Raw genomic sequence first — 22315 nt, 5'->3', positions numbered from 1 at the left:
AATTATGATGCTAAAAATAACTTAAATTCAGATACATTTTTAAACTAAAAAGATTAAAATTTGTCAGATACATTTCCTAATCTTTTTGCCATTTGTTTTAAAATCATTTGAGCGATTAGAATACTTCTGATTTTAAAAAATATCCAATCTAAGTTGGACGCGTCATAGACCATAGTCGATTCACTAATTCAGCTAACCAAAACCCGATAACGATAGCCCCTGCAATGATAACCAACAACTCAAAATTTTGTCCTGCCACTTCTCGATTTCCAGCGACCAAATTTCTAACAACTTGATAAGCTTGTCCACCTGGTACCAAGGGAAAAATACCGGGGATATTGTAAATTAAAACAGGTACTTTTTGAGCACGACTCATGCTCAAACTCATCACACCAATCACAAGGCTTGCCAATACTGTCCCAAAAACAATCCGCCAATTTTTATCTAGCAAGTGCTGTGTCAACAGAAGCACGAGTTCATAAATCAACCAAGCACTAGCACCCACAATGCCTGCTCTATTGAGTGTTCTTCTGGGAATATTGAGAATAATCCCAAAAGCAATAACGCTGATATAAGCCAAGGTAATTTGACCCATCAAATCAAGAAAAATCATCCTAACTGCCTCTCCTTCGACCTAATAGAAAAATGATAGTAACGCAATCCCTAAACCAACTGATGCTGCTGATAAGAGCGCTTCAATGATTCGGCCTTGACCTGAAATATAATTTCCTGTCATAATTTCTCGAACAGCATTAGTCAAGGCAACACCCGGTACAAATGGCATCACAGCACCAATAATCACGATATCAGGGTTAAAAGGCGCACCAAGTAGATGTGAACAGATTAACATCATCAGAGAAATCATCAAACTAGCCAAAAATAGACCAAAATACCGCATATTAAACCGATTTCGGACGACAAAATAAATCGTGTAGGCGACACAACTTGTCAACCCTGCCAGAAAAATATTGATTGGTGCAGAGGTTTTTGTCAGCATAATCATTGATGTCATCGAAACAAAAGTCGCACCCAATACCTGCAGCCAAACAGGAAAAGTTGGAATCGTGACATCAATTTTCTCAAGATGATTATGAAAATCTGCGAGCGCTATTTGATGGGCAGTAAATTGTCGGGTCAAATCATTGACTGCGACAATTTTTTCCATATCCATGGTCTGAATTCTGGGCGGAATGGCACGCATTTGGGTCAAGCCTTGGGTCGGAAAACTGACCGTCACAGCATTCAAAAGTGCATAAACCTGGATCTCTTCGATGCCAGCCGCATGACCAATCCGCAAAATCACATCTTCCACACGTGTGATTTCAGATCCATTGGCCATAAGAATTTCACCTGCTAAAAGGCAGGTATCCATGAGAAGACGGGTGTTAGATATGGGTGACGCTAATATTTCATCATTTAATTTCATCGTTGCATTGTCCATCATAGGCAGTTTTATCCCCAGTCAAATCTTCAAGAAAAAACACGTCGAAAATGTGCTCTAGTCACGACTTAGAAATGTCGGACACAGTTAGATAGCTAAATCAAATTTTAATTGTGGTTTGACGGGTTCATAATCGACCAATTCAAAATCTTCAGGCTTGATATCAAAGAAATTCGTACCATCAGGCACATTCAGTTTAAGCATTGGATTTTTCTCAGAAGGTGTTCGTGATAAAAGTTCTCTCGCATTATCAAACTGATTATCATAAATATGCAAATTATTGACAAAATAGAAAAACTTGCCGATTTTCCAGCCAAAATGTTTGGCAATCATCATCTGCAAAGCCACATATTGCATGGCATTAATATGGTGAGCAACTAACATGTCATTACTACGTTGTGTCAGCGTTGCATCTAAGAACATGTCATCACCAACACGACGAACATCAAACATAGTCATGAAGGCACATGGCAATAGCCCTTCAGATGCTTCAAAGTCAGCATACTGCCACAAATTGATGATATTGCGACGATTCCAGGGATTTTTAGTCAAACCATCTAGTAGTTTACCCATGATATTGTATTTTTTAACTGTCGCGCCATAGCGCAATCCGATATTACCAGAATCACCAACTTCCCACTCATTCCAGTACTTGACACCATATTTATCTTCGAGAACATCAAGATCACTCGTCTGCTCCTGATAAATCCAAAGTAGCTCTTTAATCGCTGACTTAATGGCAATCGGGCGCAACGTCGTAATCGGAAATTCACCCTTGCTCAAGTCATACTCAGCGAAAGCACCCGTGATATACTTGGAGTTTGCGGTTGCGCCACTTTTATATTTAGGACGCGCATTCTCGCTCCAGACACCATTTTCTAAAATGTTGTTGATGTTATCAATAAAAATTTTATCTGCTTTTCTCATAGGCTTATTTTATCATGTCCTCATCAATTTTGCGAATTTCTGGTTTCTTATCCTTTAATGCAAAGGTGAGGATAAATAGGATAGACTGAGTTAAATTCAACACATTCCCCAGTAAAACAAGCCACTCTCCCCACCTGATAAAAGAAATTAACAAACCAAATGCTGCGCCACATGCCCAAATGATCCCCATTACAAGCAAAAATATTTTCCAGCCCTTTTCAGATGGCTTGCCAATTTTAACATAGGCTATCCAAGTGAACATATGCGCCACAATCAGAATCACGCCACCTATCAATTGCCCAATGACAAAAGGTGTATTAAAGTAGGACACTGCATAGGTTCTTTCCATCAAACTAATATCTTGCAAGGCAATAACTAGCGTGATGATGGTAGCAATTGTACCCAAAACATTGCCCCATAGCGCTAATTTTTTAGTTATCATTTCTCTCTCCTAATTTTTGCCAGCGACCAGCCTCGTGCTAGTTCGTCCACGACCTTATCCAGTAAACGAATTTGCTTCATGAGTGGATCTTGAATCTCTTGCACCTTAACCCCACAGATACTGCCGGTAATGGTGTCAGACTTTGGATTCAGCGTGCAAGCTTGGAAAAACTCAAGAAATGTTGCCTCTGATACGATGAAATTTGCCAAGGCTTCTTGGTCAAGACCCGTCAACCATATAATGACTTGATCAAGTTCAGGTTTCGTGCGATTTTTCTTCTCAATTTTCGCCAGATATAAAGGGTAAACTGATGAAAATTTCATTTTTAAAATTCTAGGATTAGTTGTCATTTAAAACTCCGATAGATACTCATAACGTTCATACTTGGCTAATAAATCAGCGTTTTTGTCATCTAGTCTTGCTTGTAGTTCACCAAGTTTTGTGAAGTCTACCCCATTTTCAGCCATTTCGGCTTCGATACTCGAGATACCTTCTTCTAACGCGGCAATATCAACTTCAATCGTCACCCACTCTTGCTTTTCAGCATAGGACATACGACGTTTTTCGACAACTTTTTCTTTGACGGCTGACTTGGTTTCAGCTTTGGCAACGACTTTCTCGTCATTTAGTTTATCAGCCAAATAATCCGAGTAAAGCTTGTGAACTTCGGTAATCGTTCCTTTATCGAAAACCAATAATTTCTTAGCAACCTTATCCAGAAAATAGCGGTCATGGCTGACCGTGATGACGACGCCCTGATAATGCTGGATGAAATTTTCAAGGACTGTTAAAGTCGCAATATCGAGGTCATTTGTCGGCTCATCTAAGAGTAAAACGTTAGGCTGTTGGAGTAAAATCTGCAACAGATAGAGACGTTTCTTCTCCCCACCCGATAATTTCTCAATCAGTGTCCCATGCGTCGTGCGAGGGAAGAGAAATTGTTCCAGTAGATTGACCACTGAAATTGACTCTCCAGATGAATTTTGGGCATTGTCAGCGACTTCCTGTAAGAAATTAATGACACGTTTTGAGTCATCAAGCCCACGAATTTGCTGCGAAAAATAACCGATTTTAATCGTCTCGCCAATCTCAACGAGACCTGAATCAGGTGTCAAATCGCCACTAATCAGATTGAGCAAGGTTGATTTACCTGTGCCATTATTGCCGACAATGCCAATTCTATCCGTATTTTGAACGAGTAAATTAAAATCTTTTAGGATGACCTTATTGGTATCATAAGCAAAGTTGACGTGATTGAAATTAATCACTTTTTTACCGATGCGAGAGGTTGCGACATTAATGGCTAAATCATCTGATGTCGTCACGCTTTGAACATCTTTTTTGATGTCTTCAAAACGGTCAATTCTCGCTTGTTGCTTGGTTGCCCGCGCTTGTGGTGATTTACGAATCCATGCTAATTCTTGCTTGTAGAGTTGTTTATTTTTATGATGTTGGGCTGATTCACGTTCATCATTTTCAGCTTTTTGCTGTAAATAATCCTGATAATTGCCTTGATACTCAATCAAATCACCATGATCCAACTCAAAAATTCGTGTTGCGAGATTGTCCAAGAAATAACGGTCATGGGTGATGAATAAGACCGTCTGGCGTGAATTTTTGAGATAATTTTCCAGCCAAGCAATGGTATCCACATCCAGATGGTTGGTCGGCTCATCTAGCAACAATAAATCTGCTGGATTCAGCAAAGCTTGTGCCAACTGTACTCGCCGTTTTTGACCACCGGATAGATTTTTGATCTGCGCTGTCAAATCAGGCAATTTCATTTTGGATAAGACCGTTTTGACTTGATTTTCAACTTCCCAAGCCTCTATTGCGGTCATCTGTGCTTCGATTTTGCTGAGATTTTCTTGTAGTTTTGGATTCGTCGCATCTTCTGTCAGATCAAGCAAGGCCTGTTCATACCGCTTAATGGCTTGCATTTGTGGTAGGTCATCTGACAAAATCGCGTCCATAATTGATAAATCGCCATCAAATTGTGGATCCTGTGTCAGGTATTCAATTTTAAAATCATTTCTGCCAAAAAATGGCGAATTATCGCCATCAAAGCCGATTTTTCCTGAAATCACATCCAGTAAGGTTGTTTTACCTGTGCCATTCACACCAATCAGACCAATCCGATCTAAAGGGTGAATGATAAAATTAAGCTGTGAAAAAACAGTTTTATCGCCAACAGATTTAGTTAGATTTTCGACACGAAAATCAGTCATTGTCGCCATGTTTACTCCTTCTTAGATTTCACTTTGTGAAATCTTGAAACTAGATCCCCACTTATGCGTCGTCCAAATGGGGCAATTACGAAACTTAAGTTCGCTTAAAATTATTTTTTACATAATTAAAAATATGTAATTTTGTATTTTGTAGCTGTCCTTTGACAATTTCAAGTTCAATTTGGTGGTAGAGTTGTCCGATTTGTGGGCCGGGTTGGATACCAAATGCTGTCATGATTTGCCCTGCTGATACAGCAATATCTTTTCTAGCTCTGATTTGTAACTGCCTATCAAGTGCTGAGATATGTTCAAAATTCGTCTCTAGGTTTTGTGCAGCAAACATCTCTTCGACTACGATCAGGCTTGATTTCCCTAGATGATAGAGGTCTTCGAGACTAAAATGATCTGTCAGGCGTTTGTTGTAGGCTGTCAGGAATTTTGAAACGGCGGATGAAAAATCTCGTGAAACTTTCCATTTTTTGAGTAGAAATTTCCCGTCAGAATAGCCGAGTTGATGGGCGAGGTAACCCCATGCTTGGACAGAATTGGTGAATTTAAAATCTGAGGGAAGCGCTAATAGCTGAGCGAACGCAGTTTTATTCGAAAAGCTCGGTAGATAAGGGTGGGCTTCTATGGCGAGCAACTCACGAAAGCCCTTCTGCCAATAATCTGCGGTCAATAATTTATCAAGTTCGATGAAAATACGCTCGATTGAAATTTTGGCCAGCAGATGCGCATGGTCTTTCATGGAAGCAAAGGTTTTACTTTCCAAATCGAAATTCAAAACTGCCGCAAATCTCAAGCCACGCATAATTCTTAGCGCGTCTTCATTGAAACGCTCAGCAGGATTGCCGACAGCACGCAAAATCTCAGCCTCTAAATCGGCTAAGCCATCATGAAGATCAATCACTTCGCCATCATCAGCAAGGGCAAAGGCATTAATCGTGAAATCACGACGCAATAAATCCTCTGATAATTGCCGAACAAAATTCACGTGTGAAGGTCTGCGGTAATCGACATAGACATCTTCTGTCCGAAACGTCGTGACTTCATACTCACCACCAGCTTCCAGAACTAAAACTGTCCCATGCGCAATCCCAATATCAATCGTGTGCTCAAAAATTTGCTTGGTTTCAGCAGGATAAGCCGAGGTTGCAAGGTCGACATCGTGAATCTGACGGTTCAGCAAAACATCTCGCACGCTGCCCCCGACAAAGTAAGCCTCATAGCCAGAATTTCTGATTTTTTGCAAAATCGGCAGAGCTTTGACAAACTCCGCCGGCATTTTTTCTACTCTCATAAAAGATGTTCTAATCCATATACTAAGGTCTCGAGGTTGACAACTTTCTTGATACCGAGATTGACACCGCCCATAAAGGACACACGGTCATAAGAATCATGCCGCAGTGTCAAGCCTTCCCCATTGGCACCAAAAATCACTTCTTGATGCGCCACAAGACCCGGCAAGCGAACAGAGTGAATGCGCATACCATCAAACTCAGCACCGCGCGCACCTGATATGCTCTCAGCCTCATCAACTGCCCCTTGTTTTTTGTAGGTCCGGGTTTCTTTGATTAGTTCGGCTGTTTTCACGGCTGTGCCAGATGGTGCATCTTTTTTCTTATCATGGTGCAACTCGATAATTTCAACATCTGGGAAATATTGCGCTGCTTTTTGAGCAAATTCCATGACTAAAATTGCGCCAATCGCAAAGTTAGGGGCGATTAACCCTCCGACTTTTTTGGCTTTTGACAGCGCAATTAATTCTGTGATTTGGGCTTCTGTAAATCCTGTTGTCCCAACCACTGGGCAGATATTGTTGTCAATCGCAAACTTCGTATTGTCATAAGCGACATCAGGAATGGTAAAATCTACCCAAATATCTGCTGCAACACTTAAGACATCTGCTTTATCGTTGAAAACAGGGATACCTGCCACTTCTTTTTCAGTAGCAAAAGGATCCAGTAGGGCTGCTAATTCAAGTTCAGGATCATTGTTGACCATCTCAACAGCGGTTGACCCCATGCGACCTTTAAAACCAGAAATGATGACTTTAATCATTAATTTAATTTCGGACTGATACCAAATCCGAGTGCTCCTTCCCCTAAATGCGTCCCAATAACAGCGCCGAATGTTGCAATAGACACATCAAACCCTTTATTGGTCAGTTCTTTTGCGATGTCCTGTGCCTTTTCTGGTATATTTGAATGAATCACGTAAACCTTATAATCTCTGTCTTTAGTATTTTCAGCTAGGATTTTATAAAGCCGTTTAAAGGCTTTTTTACTTGTCCTAATTTTTTCATAGACAACGATTTTTCCCACTTCATCAAAACGTAAAATTGGTTTGATATTCAGGAGATTGCCAATCATAGCAGCACCATTTGACAAGCGACCACCCTTAACCAAATGATCCAAGTCATCAACAATAATAAATGCAGTTGTATGAGCAATCATATCCGTTAATTCAGAGGTGATAAAATCAAACGGTGCGTTTGTTTTAACCATGTTATAGGCCATCTCGACCATGTAGCCCAATGGTGCTGACGTGATTAAGGTATCTGGGAAAAATAAAGTCAAATCTGGAAACTCATCTTTTAGATATTGAATGTTTTGCCAGAATCCTGAAATGCCTGATGATAAAAAGAGACCAATGATGTGTGTGTAGCCGTCAGCCTGTACCTTTTCAAGCAAAGTGACCAAATCACTGATACTAGGCTGACTCGTTTTAGGTAGTGCTTCCGTTGCTGCCATCTTCTCATAAAAGGCTTGGACAGTCAAATTCTTGCCTTCGATATACGTCTTACCAGCGATAAAAACAGGAACGTCTAACACAAAAACATTGACTTTTTCCCTTATCTGATCACTTAGATAGACTGAACTATCAGTAATAATTGCGGTTTTCATACGACCTCAAAATTCCAAATTGATGCCCGGTTGATCCAGAGCAATTTCTGTTACCTCATAAGTCAGGCGTCTCAGTAAGTCAAATAAAGGTGCTGCCAACTCTTGCATCTTCTCTTGATCTAATTGCTCTCTATTTTCGATGACTAAATCACGAATATAGCTGAGCTGGCTGATATGGCCTGAAATAACTAAATTTTCAAGAACGATGATAAAAGTCAACATACCACTAATCGCTGTGTCTGTCTCGTTTGCACCTTCAGCATTCTCTACTAACTGAAACTGAACATTCAAGTTCGTTTCGGGTGTCCCATTCTCTTTTTCCCACTCTGAGTTTCTAGCATCATAGTGGAATTGTTGGACAAATTCTTTTTCGCGTTCAATATTCATTTTTATAAATTCCTTTCTGCGATTTCACTTTCTGAAATCTTGAAACTTGACCAATACTATCGTTTCGGCCAAGCAGGGGTATTTGCGAACTCAAGTTCGCTCAAAGTCTGCCATGTTTGGATGAGGAGGTCTGCATTTAACGCATTATCCCCAAAAATACCAGCTTCATCAAATAGAATTGTTTTGACACCAGCATTTTGACCTGCTTCTATATCCAAAGGTCGATCGCCAACCATTGCTGTTTGGCTCGGTTCTAAATCATATTTATCTATTAGATAGGTTATAGCCTCAGGGTCAGGCTTTCTAGCCAGATGATTATCACTGGTGATAATTTCGGTAAATAAAGGCGACAAGCCACCTAAATAGTCATAAGTTTTATCATCTCGGTGGCTAACGACAAAATTCCGACCACCATTTTCGACGATATTAGCTAATATAGCGGGTATTACAGGATAAAACTTAACATCTGTCTGTAGCTTGGTTTCGAGTGCATGATAATCTGCCATAAAATCTGGTGTTGCATAATCCAAAGCAAATTGGCGAATCGAATATTTTTTGATAAAGTAAGCCAAATCCCCATCGTATTGGATGCCATGCTTGGCAATAGTTTGCTCTAAGGCATCTAGCATGACAGGATAGGTATCAAACAAGGTCCCATCAAAATCCCAAATATAATTTTTAATCTTCATCTATTGTACCACAGACTCGTCTTCTAACCCTCTTAATATCTCAGTCTCTTCGGCGTTCAGATCGTATTTTTCAAGTAAATCTGGGCGGAGACGTAAGGTTTTCGCTAGGCTTTCGCGTAGGCGCCACTTTCGGATGTTTTCGTGATGGCCACTCATGAGCACGTCAGGTACTTTAAGCCCCCGAAAATCCTCAGGTCGGGTGTACTGCGGATATTCGAAGAGACCTGATGAGAAGCTGTCGTCCTCATGGCTCGCTTTTTTGCCAAGGACGTCTGGCATTAAGCGAACGGTGGCATCGATCATGACAGCAGCAGCCACTTCGCCTCCTGTCAAGACATAATCGCCAAGGGAAACTTCATCCGTTACCAAGGTTTTAATCCGCTCATCAAAGCCCTCATAATGACCACAAAGAAAAACGATTTGCTCTTCTGTCGCCAATTCTTCCGCAAAGGCTTGGTCAAATTTGCGACCGGCAGGATCCATCATCAGAACACGAGCATTGTCGTGTGGAAAGGATGCCATCGTGTCAAAAATCGGTTGAGGCATGAGGAGCATTCCCTGACCGCCACCATAAGGCATATCATCCACGTGTTTCTGCGTATTGGTCGCAAAGTCTCTAAAATTATGGAAATTTACTTCTATTTTTTCAGATTTTCGCGCCCGACCGACAATTGAATGCTCCAGACTAGAAAACATCTCTGGAAATAGCGTTAAAATATCAATCCGCATCCTAATCATCCAATCCTTCTGGTACTTCGACTGTGACTTGGTTTCCAGCAATATCGACAGATAAAATCACGTCATCAATAAAGGGCAAGAGTAAATCTTTTTTACCCTGACGCTTGATGACCCAGACATCATTTGCTCCTGGTTGTAGAATTTCAACCACGGTTCCGATTTTAGTGTCATTTTCAAAGACATCTAAACCGATAATATCGTCATAGTAAAACTCATCGTCGCTCTCTAACGCTGCACGATTTTCAGCTGCAACTTTGAGTGAAAAATCGCGAAACTTCTCGACCTCATTGATGCTGTAAAGTCCGTCAAATTTGACAATATCAAAATTCTTTTGTTTGCGGTGGGTTTTGACTTTTAAGGTTCTGACAAACTTATCATCCTTGTCAAATAAGGCCAACTCAGCATTCTTTTGATAACGTTCCTCAGTGAAATCCGTCACCGAAATGATGCGCACTTCGCCTTGCAATCCCTGTGTATTGACAATCGTACCTACTTTGTAATAATCCATTCCTTTATTATACCACAGACCGCCTACCAGTCCAAGACTCGTGCGTGTAAAACCTAACAATTCATCAAAAAAAACGCTGAAATCAGCGCTTGATTTATTTTTCGACGAGCAGACGATTTTTTTTACCCTCAACAGGTACAGAATAAACAATCGTTCTGATGGCTTGAATAATCCGACCTTGCTTACCGATAATTCGCCCCATGTCATGCTCAGCAACATGGAGGTGGAATTCGACAAATTCATCGCCGTCTACGACGTCAATATGAACAAGGTCAGGTTCAGTAGTCAGTGGCTTAACAATCGTCAATACCAACTCTTGTACTTCTAAATCCATAATAGTCTCTTTCGTTTAGTTAAAGTTGACACTCAAAAGTAGCTAAGCTACTCAAAGCTAAACTTATTCAAAAAAGCGACCAAAAATAGTCGCTTCTCACAAATATAATACTTGCTTATTTTGAAGCGTATTTTGCTTCGTGGAATTTTTTCATAACGCCAGCTTTTGACAAGATGTTTTTAACAGTATCAGAAGGTTGTGCGCCATTTGAAAGCCACTCAAGAATGCGTTCTTCTTTTAAAGTTACTTGATTTTCATCAGCGATTAGTGGGTTGTATGTGCCAACTGTTTCGATGAAACGACCATCACGTGGTGCACGTGAATCAGCAACATTAATACGGTAGTAAGGTTTTTTCTTTGAACCCATGCGAGTCAAACGAATTTTTACAGACATGATATTTCTCTTTTCTTTTTTGTTTACATTTCTTATTATAGCAGATTATTTTGTGGTGTCAAGTTTTTTTCTTGACAGATATTAATTCGAATTTTTCAATTTTGAAATGCCTGGAATTGTCAACATAATTACCAAACTGAAAATGTAGATAAAAGATAAGAAAACAACAACAATCATCAGCGAATATTTATCCAGTAAAAAACCGATAATGACTGATGAAAAGCCACCAACAGCGCGACCGATATTCATGATAAAGTTATTCGCCGTCGCACGGATTTCTGTTGGATACAAGCTAGAGATAATAGCACCATACCCACCATACATCCCATTGATAAAATAGCCGACAACAACTGCCGCTGCAATCAAAGTCATTTTACTATTGGCAAGTATTAAAAGATAGACCGACGCTGCAGAACAAATCAGAAAAATAGTGTAGGAAAATCTAGAACCCAGTTTATCCATAATTGTGCCAAAGGTCATCATCCCAACAGACATCCCCAGAATGGTACTAACCATCCATAGAGAAGAACCAGCGACATTAAGGTTAAGTTGATCTTGCATAATTTTTGGTAGCCAGTTCATGAGACCAAAATAGCCAGCAATTTGGACCATGACCATCAAACTAAGACCAATCGTTTGCCATGATGTTTTCCCATCTTTAAACAGCAAGCCAAGATGACCACGTTCAGCACGATCTGTTGCTTGAAAACTTTCAGGTTCTTTGATATCTTTTCGAATCCATAAAACCATCAAGACGGGAAATAACCCAATCACATAAAGCATTTTCCAACCAAATGCTGGAATGATTAATGACGCTAAAACGGCTGCTAAAATCGCACCGATTTGCCCACCAATGGCAACAATGGATGTTGCCTTACCTAATTTTTCTTTCGGCGTTGACTCTGAAACTAGAGACATACAAGCACCATATTCGCCACCTGCGCCAATTCCGGCAATAAATCTAAACAGATAAACAAGATAGATATTTGAAGCAAAGAACATTAAAGCAGAGGCGACTGAAAAAATAATGACGGTGTGAGAAAAAACTTTAACACGACCAATTTTGTCAGCTAACATACCAAAAACAATGCCACCAAAAAGCATTCCGAAATTGGTAATCGTGCCAATCCAGCCTGCTTGTGTACCTGAGATACCGAAAGTCGCAATGATTGATGCCATAGAAAATGATAAAAACATGATATCCATGTTCTCTAAGCCAATCCCTGCTGCTGCAGAAATTAAAACTTTTCTTTGTGAAGTTGTGTTGTCCATTTTGACGATATCTTCTCCTCTAAAATAATAGTAATGATAGTTTTTTTATGACAAGTAATTAAAAAATACATCGTATCATTCTACCATGTTACTTGCCTTTTTTCAATATGGGAAATCAAGTCGTCACGGCCGTTTCATAAATTCAATTTAAAATGTATTTTTCAGAATATTTTAAAAGAATATCGAGTTTTTAAAAAGAATAGCATATAAGATTAGCTATTGTTTGAAAATTCAAACAATATATTCAGTAATATTGTCCTTTTTTTGAATATTTTTACGAAAATAATTTGCAAAATATACCAATTAAAAATTTAAATCACTGATTTTTGTGTATTTTTCAGAAAAATTAAATTCATGAAACGACCGTGTCAAATCGTATTGTTACGAGGTGATAAGTCATTAAATGAGATAAATGTTATATGAAATTTTTCTACGATACTATAGCAATGTAGGATATATATAAAAAGCCCCTTACCACATTTTTAATGGCGAGGGACTCTTTAATAGATTTTTAACTTTTAATTATTTTGACTATCTAATGATTATCTTAGCCTTTTTTCTTCTCTTCTTTCCGACGTTTTCTTCTTAAAAGAGCTGCGCCAATAGCGCCAAGGAAGGCTGAACTGCCAGCACCTAGAGCCAAAGTATCATCTTCATCACCTGTATAAGGGAGACGATTGCCTGTTGTCGGTAAGGTTGGCACATTTGCCAATGACTCGCTCAACGACAGGGATTCACTCAACGATAGAGACTCACTCAATGAGAGAGATTCGCTCAATGATAGTGAGTCACTCAACGATAGAGACTCGCTTAATGACAGAGACTCGCTCAATGAAAGTGACTCACTCAACGAAAGGGATTCACTTAATGACAGGGATTCGCTTAACGATAATGATTCACTCAAAGATAGAGACTCGCTCAATGACAATGACTCACTCAACGAAAGGGATTCACTCAAAGATAATGACTCGCTTAATGATAATGACTCACTCAACGATAGTGACTCGCTTAACGATAGAGATTCGCTCAATGACAACGACTCACTCAATGAAAGTGACTCACTCAACGATAGTGACTCGCTTAATGAAAGTGATTCGCTTAATGACAACGACTCGCTCAATGAAAGTGACTCACTCAATGATAGTGACTCACTCAATGACAACGATTCGCTTAATGATAGTGACTCGCTCAATGATAGTGATTCACTCAATGACAGTGATTCACTCAATGACAGGGATTCGCTTAACGATAATGATTCACTCAACGATAGAGACTCACTCAATGACAACGACTCGCTCAATGAAAGTGACTCACTCAACGAAAGGGATTCACTTAATGACAGGGATTCGCTTAACGATAATGATTCACTCAAAGATAGAGACTCGCTCAATGAAAGTGACTCGCTTAATGACAATGACTCACTCAATGACAACGATTCGCTTAATGATAGTGATTCACTCAATGACAGGGATTCGCTTAACGATAATGATTCACTCAACGATAGAGACTCACTCAATGACAACGACTCGCTCAATGAAAGTGACTCACTCAACGATAGTGACTCGCTTAATGAAAGTGATTCGCTTAATGACAATGACTCACTTAACGATAGAGATTCGCTCAATGAAAGTGATTCGCTTAATGACAATGACTCACTTAACGATAGAGATTCGCTCAATGAAAGTGATTCGCTTAATGACAATGACTCACTTAACGATAGAGATTCGCTCAATGAAAGTGATTCGCTTAAAATGAAAGTGATTCGCTTAATGACAATGACTCACTTAACGATAGAGATTCGCTCAATGAAAGTGATTCGCTTAATGACAATGACTCACTTAACGATAGAGATTCGCTCAATGAAAGTGATTCGCTTAATGACAACGACTCGCTCAATGAAAGTGACTCGCTTAATGAAAGGGACTCACTCAACGAAAGGGATTCACTTAATGACAGGGATTCGCTTAACGATAATGATTCACTCAACGATAGAGACTCACTCAATGACAACGACTCGCTCAATGAAAGTGACTCACTCAACGAAAGGGATTCACTTAATGACAGGGATTCGCTTAACGATAATGATTCACTCAAAGATAGAGACTCGCTCAATGAAAGTGACTCGCTTAATGACAATGACTCACTCAATGACAACGATTCGCTTAATGATAGTGATTCACTCAATGACAGGGATTCGCTTAACGATAATGATTCACTCAACGATAGAGACTCACTCAATGACAACGACTCGCTCAATGAAAGTGACTCACTCAACGAAAGTGACTCGCTTAATGACAATGACTCACTCAATGATAGGGACTCACTCAACGAAAGTGATTCGCTCAATGACAACGACTCACTCAATGAAAGTGACTCGCTCAACGATAGTGACTCGCTTAATGACAATGACTCACTTAACGATTTCGATTCACTCAATGAAAGTGACTCACTCAACGATTTCGATTCACTTTCCGAAACACTAATTGAAAGAGATTCGCTTGCGGAAAGGGATTCGCTCAAGGACAAGGACTGACTCAACGAAAGTGACTCGCTCAACGATAGAGACTCGCTCAACGATAGGGACTCACTCAACGAGAGAGACTCGCTCAGTGACAGTGATTCACTCAATGACAACGACTCGCTCAATGAAAGGGATTCACTCAAGGACAACGATTCACTCAAGGATAGGGACTCACTCAAGGACAACGATTCGCTCAAGGATAATGACTCGCTTAACGATAGAGACTCACTCAACGATAAGGAGTTACCAGGACTATAAACATAAATCGTATTGTTAGAAACGGTTGTTGTATCAGTCACGACTGTCTGCGTTGCTTGCGTCATACCCGCCAACATCGGATCGCCATCTGGAATATAAACATATCCTGTTGGCACATTTGTTGCTGTATAAAGCGGACTTGTCCAGTCAATGGTGTTACCAATGTTAGCAGGCACATTGGTCGTTCCAGCCTTCTCTGTTCCTGTCGCCTTATCAGTCGCAACTGGTAGACCAGTCATAGCGTCTACATACGTATAATTGACATTTGGATTGTCCAATCCATAAACATAGATGTTATAAGTATTAGTTTGACCTGCTACTGGTACAATAGAATAGTTAGCCTGTCCATACTTATCACCATTATCCGAATGGGTTGTACTATCACCACCAGATTGAGCATCTGAAACTGCTCCAGACCATACTTGTTCCCCAATTGCCCATTTGTAATTAGCTGGCATATTGTCCACTGCTGATTCTTTAGATAGAACCTCATAGTTTTTACCAACATATGCATTGGGGATTTTAGCATAATCTATTTCGTAGCTTCCGACTTTGCTATTGTTTTGATCAATATAGTTGAAAACTGCTTTACCTGGTGTTATGGCTGTTGTTTTCAAGCCATTTGTATTATTTCCAATACCAGTATTTACAGTATTGCCATCATAATCTTTTGCACTAGCACTACCCGAACCCGTTACTTCAAGTGTCTGAAATTCCGATTGGTTTGACGCCGAATTTGCAGTTGCTTTATTGTTCCAAACATCAATAGCAGAGTTATTTAAACTTACCTTCGATGAATTAGACAAATTAAAAATTGAAGTAGATGTTGCATTCCCATTATTATTTTGAAGACTCAGAGACTTTGGAGAAATAAACTTGACACTTTGAGTACTTTTGAGATTAAAGACAGAGGTTGCTGCCACTTGATTGATTGTCAAGTCAGCATTAGGCGCATATACCATCGTGAACTTCATATTTGCAGACCAATCAGCCACACCATTGATTGTTGAACCATTGGTTCCAATCCTTGGGGCAACAATCTTTGCATTGTCGCCATACTGGTAAAAACTATTACTAACACTTGCATTGCCTTTGGAAACAAAATCATCTAGCATCGTTGTATTAAATGTTTTGTTGAACCATGAAACATCCATACCTAACTTCTGATGAGTAGCAGCTGCTGCACTTTCTCCACCATTGCCAAAAACGGAAAGTCCTGAAAAGAGTCGGGCATACCCGCTGTAAGTGGCAGTATAATTTTCCCCTACTAAAAAGTAAGCGTAATCTCCCCAAAATGGCGAACGATCTGAATTAGAGTCGGGCATGGTAAATGAAATAGTCACATCATCTCCCATAGCAATCCCGTGGTTGCCACCAGTATCATAGATCGTATCCGTATGATCCCAAGCCATCGCATATATGGCAGTATCAGTCGTATTATTTTTGGCTGTCTGGTAGGTTAATGTCGAGCCGTTTGCAACATTCAATGAACCTACTGTCATCATTTCTGCCACTGAATTCCATGTCACAGTACCTGATGCAGTTACCAAACCATCTTCTAAATCAACTAATTTTACAGCAGCCCCACCACGACCGGCATAGGCAGTACCATAATTATTATTAGCTGTAAAATTCGCCAAATCTGCATCTTGAATGATGTTATTAACATTCACTTCCCACTTACCATCGTTCGCACTTGATGAGCCGAAAGGAACCATGATAACATCACGATTTGCACCAGATGAATTAGAATAGTCAGAACTTGTTTGTTTGAGACCATCAATATCAGTAATCGTAAATGTTCCTGCATTTGCCGGGACATTCGGATTCATTTTAGCTGATTGAAGTGGACCTGTTAAATTAATATTACTGTTATTGTCTGCTGCTGGTTTCCCAAGTCCCAAGGTAACATTGTTACCTAAATCAAGTGAATGTCCGCCACCGTCCAGAATGACTGACTTGTTCCGTTCGCTTAAACCGCCATTGTTAGCTGCCGTAACAGTACCAGTATTAGTTCCTGCTTTTGTGTTGACAATATTAGAGCCTAATTCAATGTAGGTAATATTAGGATTATTCCAAGCCGTTGTCAATTCATCCCAAGTATTTACAGCAGCATAAGTTGATGCTACTTGAGCTGCTGATTTGTAGACCAATTTATTAGCAACTTGTTCTGGCACATCAATTTTTACTGATGTTATGGACTTATGAATAGGATTATTAATCTGATTCTCTAAGTCTGCACGTCCCGCATCAGGGTCTGTTGCAACTAGATTGTCTCCAATTCCTCTCGTTGCTCTCGACAAGAGGATCGACTGCGTTGACGGGATGGTCGCATTGTTTTCGTTTGCCGAGACTGTTTCTGTTTCGGATACCATAGCCATGCCTGCGATGGTACCACCACCACCTATCACACTAGCTGTAGACATGGCTGCATATAACCAACGTTTTTTACTTTTATACATCCGATAACGAACTTTAGGTTCTGATACCATCGGTTGTTTCTTATTTTTGTTTTTTTTCATTCTAATCTTTCTTTTATATGATAGATAGTTTATATTGTTAGGTATCTTATAAAAGTGATGGTGCTCTTGCGTTAAGTGATTGTGTCAGAAGTTCTAATATTGGTGTCCAAACCTCTACTTCTCTCACTACTACGATTTCCATTAGCATCTTAGTTTAAGTTCTCTTTCAAAATACTTTTTATTCTAAAATTATTTCACAATTCTTTTTGTAATATTAATAAAATCCAAAAATTATGAATTAATAATTACTAATCGAATTATAACACTTTAATTCACGATATCCAAACAAAATACATTATTTTAACGAAAGTTCCAATTTTTACGATATTTTCCGTAACAAACCCAATAAATTCTTTAAAAACACGATATTTATTGTCTTTCTTGTTGACATAATTGTTCGTGCATACAAAACATATTAAGCTCGCTTTTGAAATTTATATTTCTTTAGCTTCAAAGACAATAACCGAGAATCCCCTTGATATAAGGAAATTAAAACATTTGAGCGATTCTACCGTCCCTGAAAGCACAAAGCTGACATTTTGAAAACATCATAATCTTTAACAAATTTATATAAACTACCATATTGTTTCTTTTAAAATCGATCACAAAACTCCAGTCAGCCACTCACGCTATTCGCTATATACAACCTTCTATAACACTGTATTTATATCATGTTCAGCTATTTTAAAAAACTTTAATAACACCAGTCAAATATTTTTGTTTTTAGGTTATTATTTTTGGTTTCATTATAATGTATGATTTAGTTATTATATCCCTTTTGATTTTGACTATCCAAAAATGTCACACAATAAAAAGACTAAAAGTACAAAAGTAGAATTTTCTACCTCTAGACTTTTAGTCTTTTAAATTAGCTACAGCGAACGCCCTTGGAGATAAATTTGATTCTCTACTTTGCAGTGTTCACTTCTGCTAATCTTCTTTTTGTTTAGCTTTTTTCAATAGCTGGGATGAGGCTCAGGAAATCTCCCAGCGCTTCTGTCTCTGAGAATGGACCACCTTCTAAACCAACACCATAATAGCCTAGTAAAGCATCCATAAATTGATTGTACTTTCTACCTACAGGTGGCATCAAGTATTCTTGAGAAACTAACGCACCTATCGCATGATTGGCTGAGATTAAAGCAGTTCGCTTATTACCATCTTGAAAAGGTGGCAACTTTGCGATTTGTGCAAACACTTGCCAAGCATCTAATCTCGTCTTTAGAGATTGCTCCCATGTCGTTACAATCTTACCAAGATCTGCTTCTTCAATCTGAACAGGTGGAAAATAGGAAACAACACCACCATCTTCAGCCGGCCACAAATCTACATGAATTCTATCTCTAATCGGATCAATTAAAATGTCCCTTAATCTACCGGGGTCATTAGGCTGTTCTTTGCTGTCACCAGTGAATTGCGAATTAATCCCAATAATACTTTGAATACTAAATGGCACATCTTGAGCAAAGTGAATGGCTCTCAGTGTATCCTCAAAAATGAACGATCATCATTATCACTTCTCAACGGCGTGACTGATTGGGTAATCAAAGCTTCTTTTGTCTGAGAAATGGTACTACCATAATCGTTGAATTTCCCTAAATTTGTAATGAACGCTGCTAATTTTTCAATATTCATTTTTACCTCTTTTCATCCTCAGATTTTATCTAAAACAAACTTTCTTTAGTCAATTATACCATAATGCTTGACCGCCTATCGCTTGTCTGTCTCTTTCAGGATATGACTCCTGATAACGACAAATCGTCAAATATTTTCCAATCAACTCGAAAACCACTTTCCTATGGCTAACATTTTAAGCAATAAAAAGCAAGCAACCAAACAGTTACTTGCTTTATAGGCTAGGTAATCTCCCCATACAGTTTGACACAAATCAGTAGATTTAAAAAATCTAACGTTCTAATTATCTTAGCCTTTTTTCTTCTCTTCTTTCCGACGCTTTCTTCTTAAAAGAGCTGCGCCAATAGCACCAAGGAAGGCTGAACTTCCAGCACCTAAAGCCAAAGCATCATCTTCATCACCTGTATCAGGAAGACGATTGCCAGTTACCGGTAAGGTTGGCACATTTGCTAAGGACTCACTCAAGGATAGAGACTCGCTCAATGAAAGTGATTCACTTAGCGATAAGGATTCGCTCAATGACAGTGACTCGCTCAACGAAAGAGATTCACTTGACGATAAGGATTCACTTAATGATAGTGACTCACTTAGTGAAAGTGATTCACTCAAGGATAGTGACTCGCTCAATGACAATGACTCGCTCAACGATAATGATTCACTCAGCGATAGTGACTCGCTCAACGAAAGTGACTCGCTCAACGAAAGTGACTCGCTCAACGATAATGACTCACTCAAGGATAGAGATTCACTCAAAGATAGTGACTCACTCAACGATAGAGATTCACTCGACGATAAGGATTCACTCAAGGATAGGGATTCGCTCAACGATAATGATTCACTCAATGACAATGATTCACTTAGTGAAAGTGATTCGCTCAATGACAGAGATTCGCTTAACGATAAGGATTCGCTTAACGATAAGGATTCACTCAACGATAATGACTCGCTTAACGATAATGATTCACTTAGTGATAGAGATTCACTCAATGACAATGACTCGCTCAAGGAAAGTGATTCACTTAATGACAGTGACTCACTCAACGATAGAGATTCACTTAACGATAATGACTCACTCAACGAAAGTGATTCACTCAAGGATAGAGATTCGCTCAACGACAATGATTCACTTAGTGAAAGTGATTCGTTCAACGATAATGACTCACTCAATGAAAGTGATTCACTTAGTGACAGTGACTCACTCAAAGATAGTGACTCGCTCAACGATAGAGATTCACTTAACGATAATGACTCACTCAACGAAAGTGACTCACTCAAAGATAGTGACTCGCTCAACGATAGAGATTCACTTAACGATAATGACTCACTCAACGAAAGTGACTCGCTCAATGACAATGACTCACTCAACGATAGAGACTCGCTCAAGGACAACGACTCACTCAATGAAAGTGATTCACTCAACGACAATGATTCACTCAGCGATAATGACTCGCTCAAGGACAGTGACTCACTCAACGATAATGATTCACTCAATGACAATGACTCACTTAACGATAATGATTCACTTAGTGAAAGTGACTCGCTCAATGACAATGATTCACTTAACGACAGAGATTCGCTCAACGATAATGACTCACTCAACGAAAGTGATTCACTTAATGATAGAGATTCACTTAATGACAATGACTCACTCAAGGATAATGATTCACTCAACGATAGAGATTCGCTCAAGGAAAGTGATTCACTTAGTGACAGTGACTCACTCAAGGATAATGATTCACTTAGTGAAAGTGACTCGCTCAATGACAGTGATTCGCTCAAGGATAATGATTCACTTAACGACAGAGATTCGCTCAAGGATAATGATTCACTTAACGACAGAGATTCGCTCAATGACAATGACTCACTCAACGATAGAGACTCGCTCAACGACAGTGATTCACTTAGTGAAAGTGAATCACTTAACGATAATGACTCACTCAATGACAATGATTCACTTAACGACAGAGATTCGCTCAACGATAATGACTCACTCAAGGAAAGTGATTCACTTAGTGACAGTGACTCACTCAAAGATAGTGACTCACTCAACGATAGAGATTCACTTAACGATAATGACTCACTCAAGGAAAGTGACTCGCTCAATGACAATGATTCACTTAACGACAGAGATTCGCTCAACGAAAGTGATTCACTCAAGGATAGAGATTCGCTTAGTGACAGTGACTCACTCAACGATAGAGATTCACTTAACGATAATGACTCGCTCAGCGATAGAGATTCACTCAAAGATAGTGACTCGCTCAGCGATAATGATTCACTCAATGACAATGACTCACTCAACGATAGAGATTCACTTAACGATAAGGATTCACTCAATGACAATGACTCACTTAACGACAGTGACTCGCTTAACGATAAGGATTCACTTAGTGACAGAGATTCACTTAATGACAGTGATTCACTTAATGATAATGACTCACTCAATGAAAGTGACTCGCTTAACGATAATGATTCACTTAGTGACAGAGATTCACTCAATGATAGAGATTCACTTAATGACAGTGATTCACTTAATGATAATGATTCACTCAACGAAAGTGACTCGCTTAATGACAGAGATTCGCTTAACGACAGAGATTCGCTTAACGACAGTGACTCGCTCAACGATAGAGATTCACTTAACGATAATGACTCACTCAACGAAAGTGACTCGCTCAATGACAATGACTCACTCAACGATAGAGACTCGCTCAAGGACAACGACTCACTCAATGAAAGTGATTCACTCAACGACAATGATTCACTCAGCGATAATGACTCGCTCAAGGACAGTGACTCACTCAACGATAATGATTCACTCAATGACAATGACTCACTTAACGATAATGATTCACTTAGTGAAAGTGACTCGCTCAATGACAATGACTCACTTAACGATAATGATTCACTTAGTGAAAGTGACTCGCTCAATGACAGAGACTCACTCAATGACAATGATTCACTTAACGACAGAGATTCGCTCAATGAAAGTGATTCACTTAATGATAGAGATTCACTTAATGACAATGACTCACTCAAGGATAATGATTCACTCAACGATAGAGATTCGCTCAAGGAAAGTGATTCACTTAGTGACAGTGACTCACTCAAGG

Annotated in this window: 22 protein-coding genes; 1 reads left to right on the top strand and 21 read right to left on the bottom strand. The window is 39.3% G+C overall.

The genetic code is table 11. From position 1 onward, the window contains the following. Nucleotides 1-148 precede the first annotated feature (148 nt). The 21 genes from ACYQ21_RS09750 to ACYQ21_RS09650 all read right to left on the bottom strand — a co-directional run bounded on the left by ACYQ21_RS09750 (nucleotide 149) and on the right by ACYQ21_RS09650 (nucleotide 19646). Nucleotides 149-613 (bottom strand): threonine/serine exporter family protein, encoded by a 465-nt coding sequence (locus ACYQ21_RS09750; protein ID WP_460058059.1) that lies wholly within the window; start codon nucleotides 611-613, stop codon nucleotides 149-151. Nucleotides 614-634: 21 nt separating this feature from the next. Continuing rightward, on the bottom strand, nucleotides 635-1444 hold the full coding sequence (locus ACYQ21_RS09745; RefSeq protein WP_460058057.1) for a threonine/serine exporter family protein: 810 nt from the start codon (nucleotides 1442-1444) through the stop codon (nucleotides 635-637). An 84-nt stretch (nucleotides 1445-1528) separates the two neighbouring features. Further along, complete coding sequence (locus ACYQ21_RS09740) at nucleotides 1529-2368, bottom strand: thymidylate synthase (RefSeq protein ID WP_460058054.1); 840 nt, start codon at nucleotides 2366-2368, stop codon at nucleotides 1529-1531. Between the two features lie 4 nt (nucleotides 2369-2372). Further along, nucleotides 2373-2810, bottom strand: coding sequence for a hypothetical protein (locus ACYQ21_RS09735; protein ID WP_460058052.1), 438 nt, complete (start codon nucleotides 2808-2810; stop codon nucleotides 2373-2375). After that, a complete protein-coding gene (locus ACYQ21_RS09730) occupies nucleotides 2807-3160 on the bottom strand; it encodes a DUF2200 domain-containing protein (RefSeq protein WP_460058049.1) in 354 nt (117 codons plus the stop codon). The genes ACYQ21_RS09735 and ACYQ21_RS09730 overlap by 4 nt, the downstream gene beginning before the upstream one ends. Next, nucleotides 3161-5038 carry an ABC-F family ATP-binding cassette domain-containing protein gene (locus tag ACYQ21_RS09725; protein ID WP_460058064.1) on the bottom strand — a complete coding sequence of 626 codons (1878 nt, stop codon included), beginning with the start codon at nucleotides 5036-5038 and terminating at the stop codon, nucleotides 3161-3163. A 94-nt stretch (nucleotides 5039-5132) separates the two neighbouring features. Next, nucleotides 5133-6338: a CCA tRNA nucleotidyltransferase gene (locus ACYQ21_RS09720; protein ID WP_460058047.1), complete on the bottom strand. Its 1206-nt coding sequence runs from the start codon at nucleotides 6336-6338 to the stop codon at nucleotides 5133-5135. After that, the gene (gene dapB, locus ACYQ21_RS09715; protein ID WP_460058045.1) at nucleotides 6335-7099 is read right to left on the bottom strand and encodes a 4-hydroxy-tetrahydrodipicolinate reductase; all 765 of its coding nucleotides are present in this window, start codon (nucleotides 7097-7099) and stop codon (nucleotides 6335-6337) included. The genes ACYQ21_RS09720 and dapB overlap by 4 nt, the downstream gene beginning before the upstream one ends. Continuing rightward, nucleotides 7099-7944 (bottom strand): DegV family protein, encoded by an 846-nt coding sequence (locus ACYQ21_RS09710; protein ID WP_460058043.1) that lies wholly within the window; start codon nucleotides 7942-7944, stop codon nucleotides 7099-7101. Before ACYQ21_RS09710 ends, dapB begins: the two co-directional genes overlap by 1 nt. A 6-nt stretch (nucleotides 7945-7950) precedes the next feature. Then, complete coding sequence (locus tag ACYQ21_RS09705; protein ID WP_460058040.1) at nucleotides 7951-8331, bottom strand: DUF1149 family protein; 381 nt, start codon at nucleotides 8329-8331, stop codon at nucleotides 7951-7953. Between the two features lie 56 nt (nucleotides 8332-8387). Next, entirely contained in the window at nucleotides 8388-9020 is a 633-nt protein-coding gene (locus ACYQ21_RS09700) for an HAD-IA family hydrolase (protein WP_460058038.1), read from the bottom strand. Then, the gene (trmD, locus tag ACYQ21_RS09695; protein WP_460058062.1) at nucleotides 9021-9749 is read right to left on the bottom strand and encodes a tRNA (guanosine(37)-N1)-methyltransferase TrmD; all 729 of its coding nucleotides are present in this window, start codon (nucleotides 9747-9749) and stop codon (nucleotides 9021-9023) included. It lies immediately after the preceding gene. A 1-nt stretch (nucleotide 9750) separates the two neighbouring features. Then, nucleotides 9751-10266, bottom strand: a complete 516-nt coding sequence (gene rimM / locus ACYQ21_RS09690) for a ribosome maturation factor RimM (protein WP_460058036.1) — start codon at nucleotides 10264-10266, stop codon at nucleotides 9751-9753. 94 nt (nucleotides 10267-10360) lie between these two features. After that, nucleotides 10361-10600, bottom strand: a complete 240-nt coding sequence (locus tag ACYQ21_RS09685; RefSeq protein ID WP_460058033.1) for a KH domain-containing protein — start codon at nucleotides 10598-10600, stop codon at nucleotides 10361-10363. A 115-nt stretch (nucleotides 10601-10715) separates the two neighbouring features. Beyond that, on the bottom strand, nucleotides 10716-10994 hold the full coding sequence (gene rpsP, locus ACYQ21_RS09680; RefSeq protein ID WP_460058031.1) for a 30S ribosomal protein S16: 279 nt from the start codon (nucleotides 10992-10994) through the stop codon (nucleotides 10716-10718). An 81-nt stretch (nucleotides 10995-11075) separates the two neighbouring features. Then, nucleotides 11076-12266: an MFS transporter gene (locus tag ACYQ21_RS09675; protein WP_460058028.1), complete on the bottom strand. Its 1191-nt coding sequence runs from the start codon at nucleotides 12264-12266 to the stop codon at nucleotides 11076-11078. A 547-nt stretch (nucleotides 12267-12813) separates the two neighbouring features. Continuing rightward, nucleotides 12814-13998 carry an LPXTG cell wall anchor domain-containing protein gene (locus ACYQ21_RS09670; RefSeq protein ID WP_460058025.1) on the bottom strand — a complete coding sequence of 395 codons (1185 nt, stop codon included), beginning with the start codon at nucleotides 13996-13998 and terminating at the stop codon, nucleotides 12814-12816. 14 nt (nucleotides 13999-14012) lie between these two features. After that, entirely contained in the window at nucleotides 14013-17567 is a 3555-nt protein-coding gene (locus tag ACYQ21_RS09665) for a pectate lyase-like adhesive domain-containing protein (protein WP_460058023.1), read from the bottom strand. 946 nt (nucleotides 17568-18513) lie between these two features. Beyond that, complete coding sequence (locus ACYQ21_RS09660; protein WP_460058021.1) at nucleotides 18514-19023, bottom strand: Fic family protein; 510 nt, start codon at nucleotides 19021-19023, stop codon at nucleotides 18514-18516. Between the two features lie 23 nt (nucleotides 19024-19046). Beyond that, nucleotides 19047-19202, bottom strand: coding sequence for a hypothetical protein (locus tag ACYQ21_RS09655; protein WP_460058019.1), 156 nt, complete (start codon nucleotides 19200-19202; stop codon nucleotides 19047-19049). Between the two features lie 288 nt (nucleotides 19203-19490). Continuing rightward, entirely contained in the window at nucleotides 19491-19646 is a 156-nt protein-coding gene (locus ACYQ21_RS09650) for an LPXTG cell wall anchor domain-containing protein (protein ID WP_460058017.1), read from the bottom strand. Between ACYQ21_RS09650 and ACYQ21_RS09645 the strand changes: the two genes are divergently transcribed. Then, the coding region (locus ACYQ21_RS09645) for a hypothetical protein (RefSeq protein WP_460058014.1) at nucleotides 19621-22315 on the top strand (2695 nt) is incomplete at its 3' end. The genes ACYQ21_RS09650 and ACYQ21_RS09645 overlap by 26 nt on opposite strands.

The organism is Pseudolactococcus yaeyamensis (genome assembly GCF_054658615.1).
Note: the sequence above shows the minus strand (reverse complement) of the source record. Positions and strands in the feature narration are given on the sequence as shown.

What these genes read in the sequence shown, in the direction of transcription:
- ACYQ21_RS09750 (WP_460058059.1), bottom strand. Translation starts at nt 613, where the DNA reads ATGATTTTTCTTGATTTGATGGGTCAAATTACCTTGGCTTATATCAGC.
- ACYQ21_RS09745 (WP_460058057.1), bottom strand. Translation starts at nt 1,444, where the DNA reads ATGATGGACAATGCAACGATGAAATTAAATGATGAAATATTAGCGTCA.
- ACYQ21_RS09740 (WP_460058054.1), bottom strand. Translation starts at nt 2,368, where the DNA reads ATGAGAAAAGCAGATAAAATTTTTATTGATAACATCAACAACATTTTA.
- ACYQ21_RS09735 (WP_460058052.1), bottom strand. Translation starts at nt 2,810, where the DNA reads ATGATAACTAAAAAATTAGCGCTATGGGGCAATGTTTTGGGTACAATT.
- ACYQ21_RS09730 (WP_460058049.1), bottom strand. Translation starts at nt 3,160, where the DNA reads ATGACAACTAATCCTAGAATTTTAAAAATGAAATTTTCATCAGTTTAC.
- ACYQ21_RS09725 (WP_460058064.1), bottom strand. Translation starts at nt 5,038, where the DNA reads ATGACTGATTTTCGTGTCGAAAATCTAACTAAATCTGTTGGCGATAAA.
- ACYQ21_RS09720 (WP_460058047.1), bottom strand. Translation starts at nt 6,338, where the DNA reads ATGAGAGTAGAAAAAATGCCGGCGGAGTTTGTCAAAGCTCTGCCGATT.
- dapB (WP_460058045.1), bottom strand. Translation starts at nt 7,099, where the DNA reads ATGATTAAAGTCATCATTTCTGGTTTTAAAGGTCGCATGGGGTCAACC.
- ACYQ21_RS09710 (WP_460058043.1), bottom strand. Translation starts at nt 7,944, where the DNA reads ATGAAAACCGCAATTATTACTGATAGTTCAGTCTATCTAAGTGATCAG.
- ACYQ21_RS09705 (WP_460058040.1), bottom strand. Translation starts at nt 8,331, where the DNA reads ATGAATATTGAACGCGAAAAAGAATTTGTCCAACAATTCCACTATGAT.
- ACYQ21_RS09700 (WP_460058038.1), bottom strand. Translation starts at nt 9,020, where the DNA reads ATGAAGATTAAAAATTATATTTGGGATTTTGATGGGACCTTGTTTGAT.
- trmD (WP_460058062.1), bottom strand. Translation starts at nt 9,749, where the DNA reads ATGCGGATTGATATTTTAACGCTATTTCCAGAGATGTTTTCTAGTCTG.
- rimM (WP_460058036.1), bottom strand. Translation starts at nt 10,266, where the DNA reads ATGGATTATTACAAAGTAGGTACGATTGTCAATACACAGGGATTGCAA.
- ACYQ21_RS09685 (WP_460058033.1), bottom strand. Translation starts at nt 10,600, where the DNA reads ATGGATTTAGAAGTACAAGAGTTGGTATTGACGATTGTTAAGCCACTG.
- rpsP (WP_460058031.1), bottom strand. Translation starts at nt 10,994, where the DNA reads ATGTCTGTAAAAATTCGTTTGACTCGCATGGGTTCAAAGAAAAAACCT.
- ACYQ21_RS09675 (WP_460058028.1), bottom strand. Translation starts at nt 12,266, where the DNA reads ATGGACAACACAACTTCACAAAGAAAAGTTTTAATTTCTGCAGCAGCA.
- ACYQ21_RS09665 (WP_460058023.1), bottom strand. Translation starts at nt 17,567, where the DNA reads ATGAAAAAAAACAAAAATAAGAAACAACCGATGGTATCAGAACCTAAA.
- ACYQ21_RS09655 (WP_460058019.1), bottom strand. Translation starts at nt 19,202, where the DNA reads ATGAATATTGAAAAATTAGCAGCGTTCATTACAAATTTAGGGAAATTC.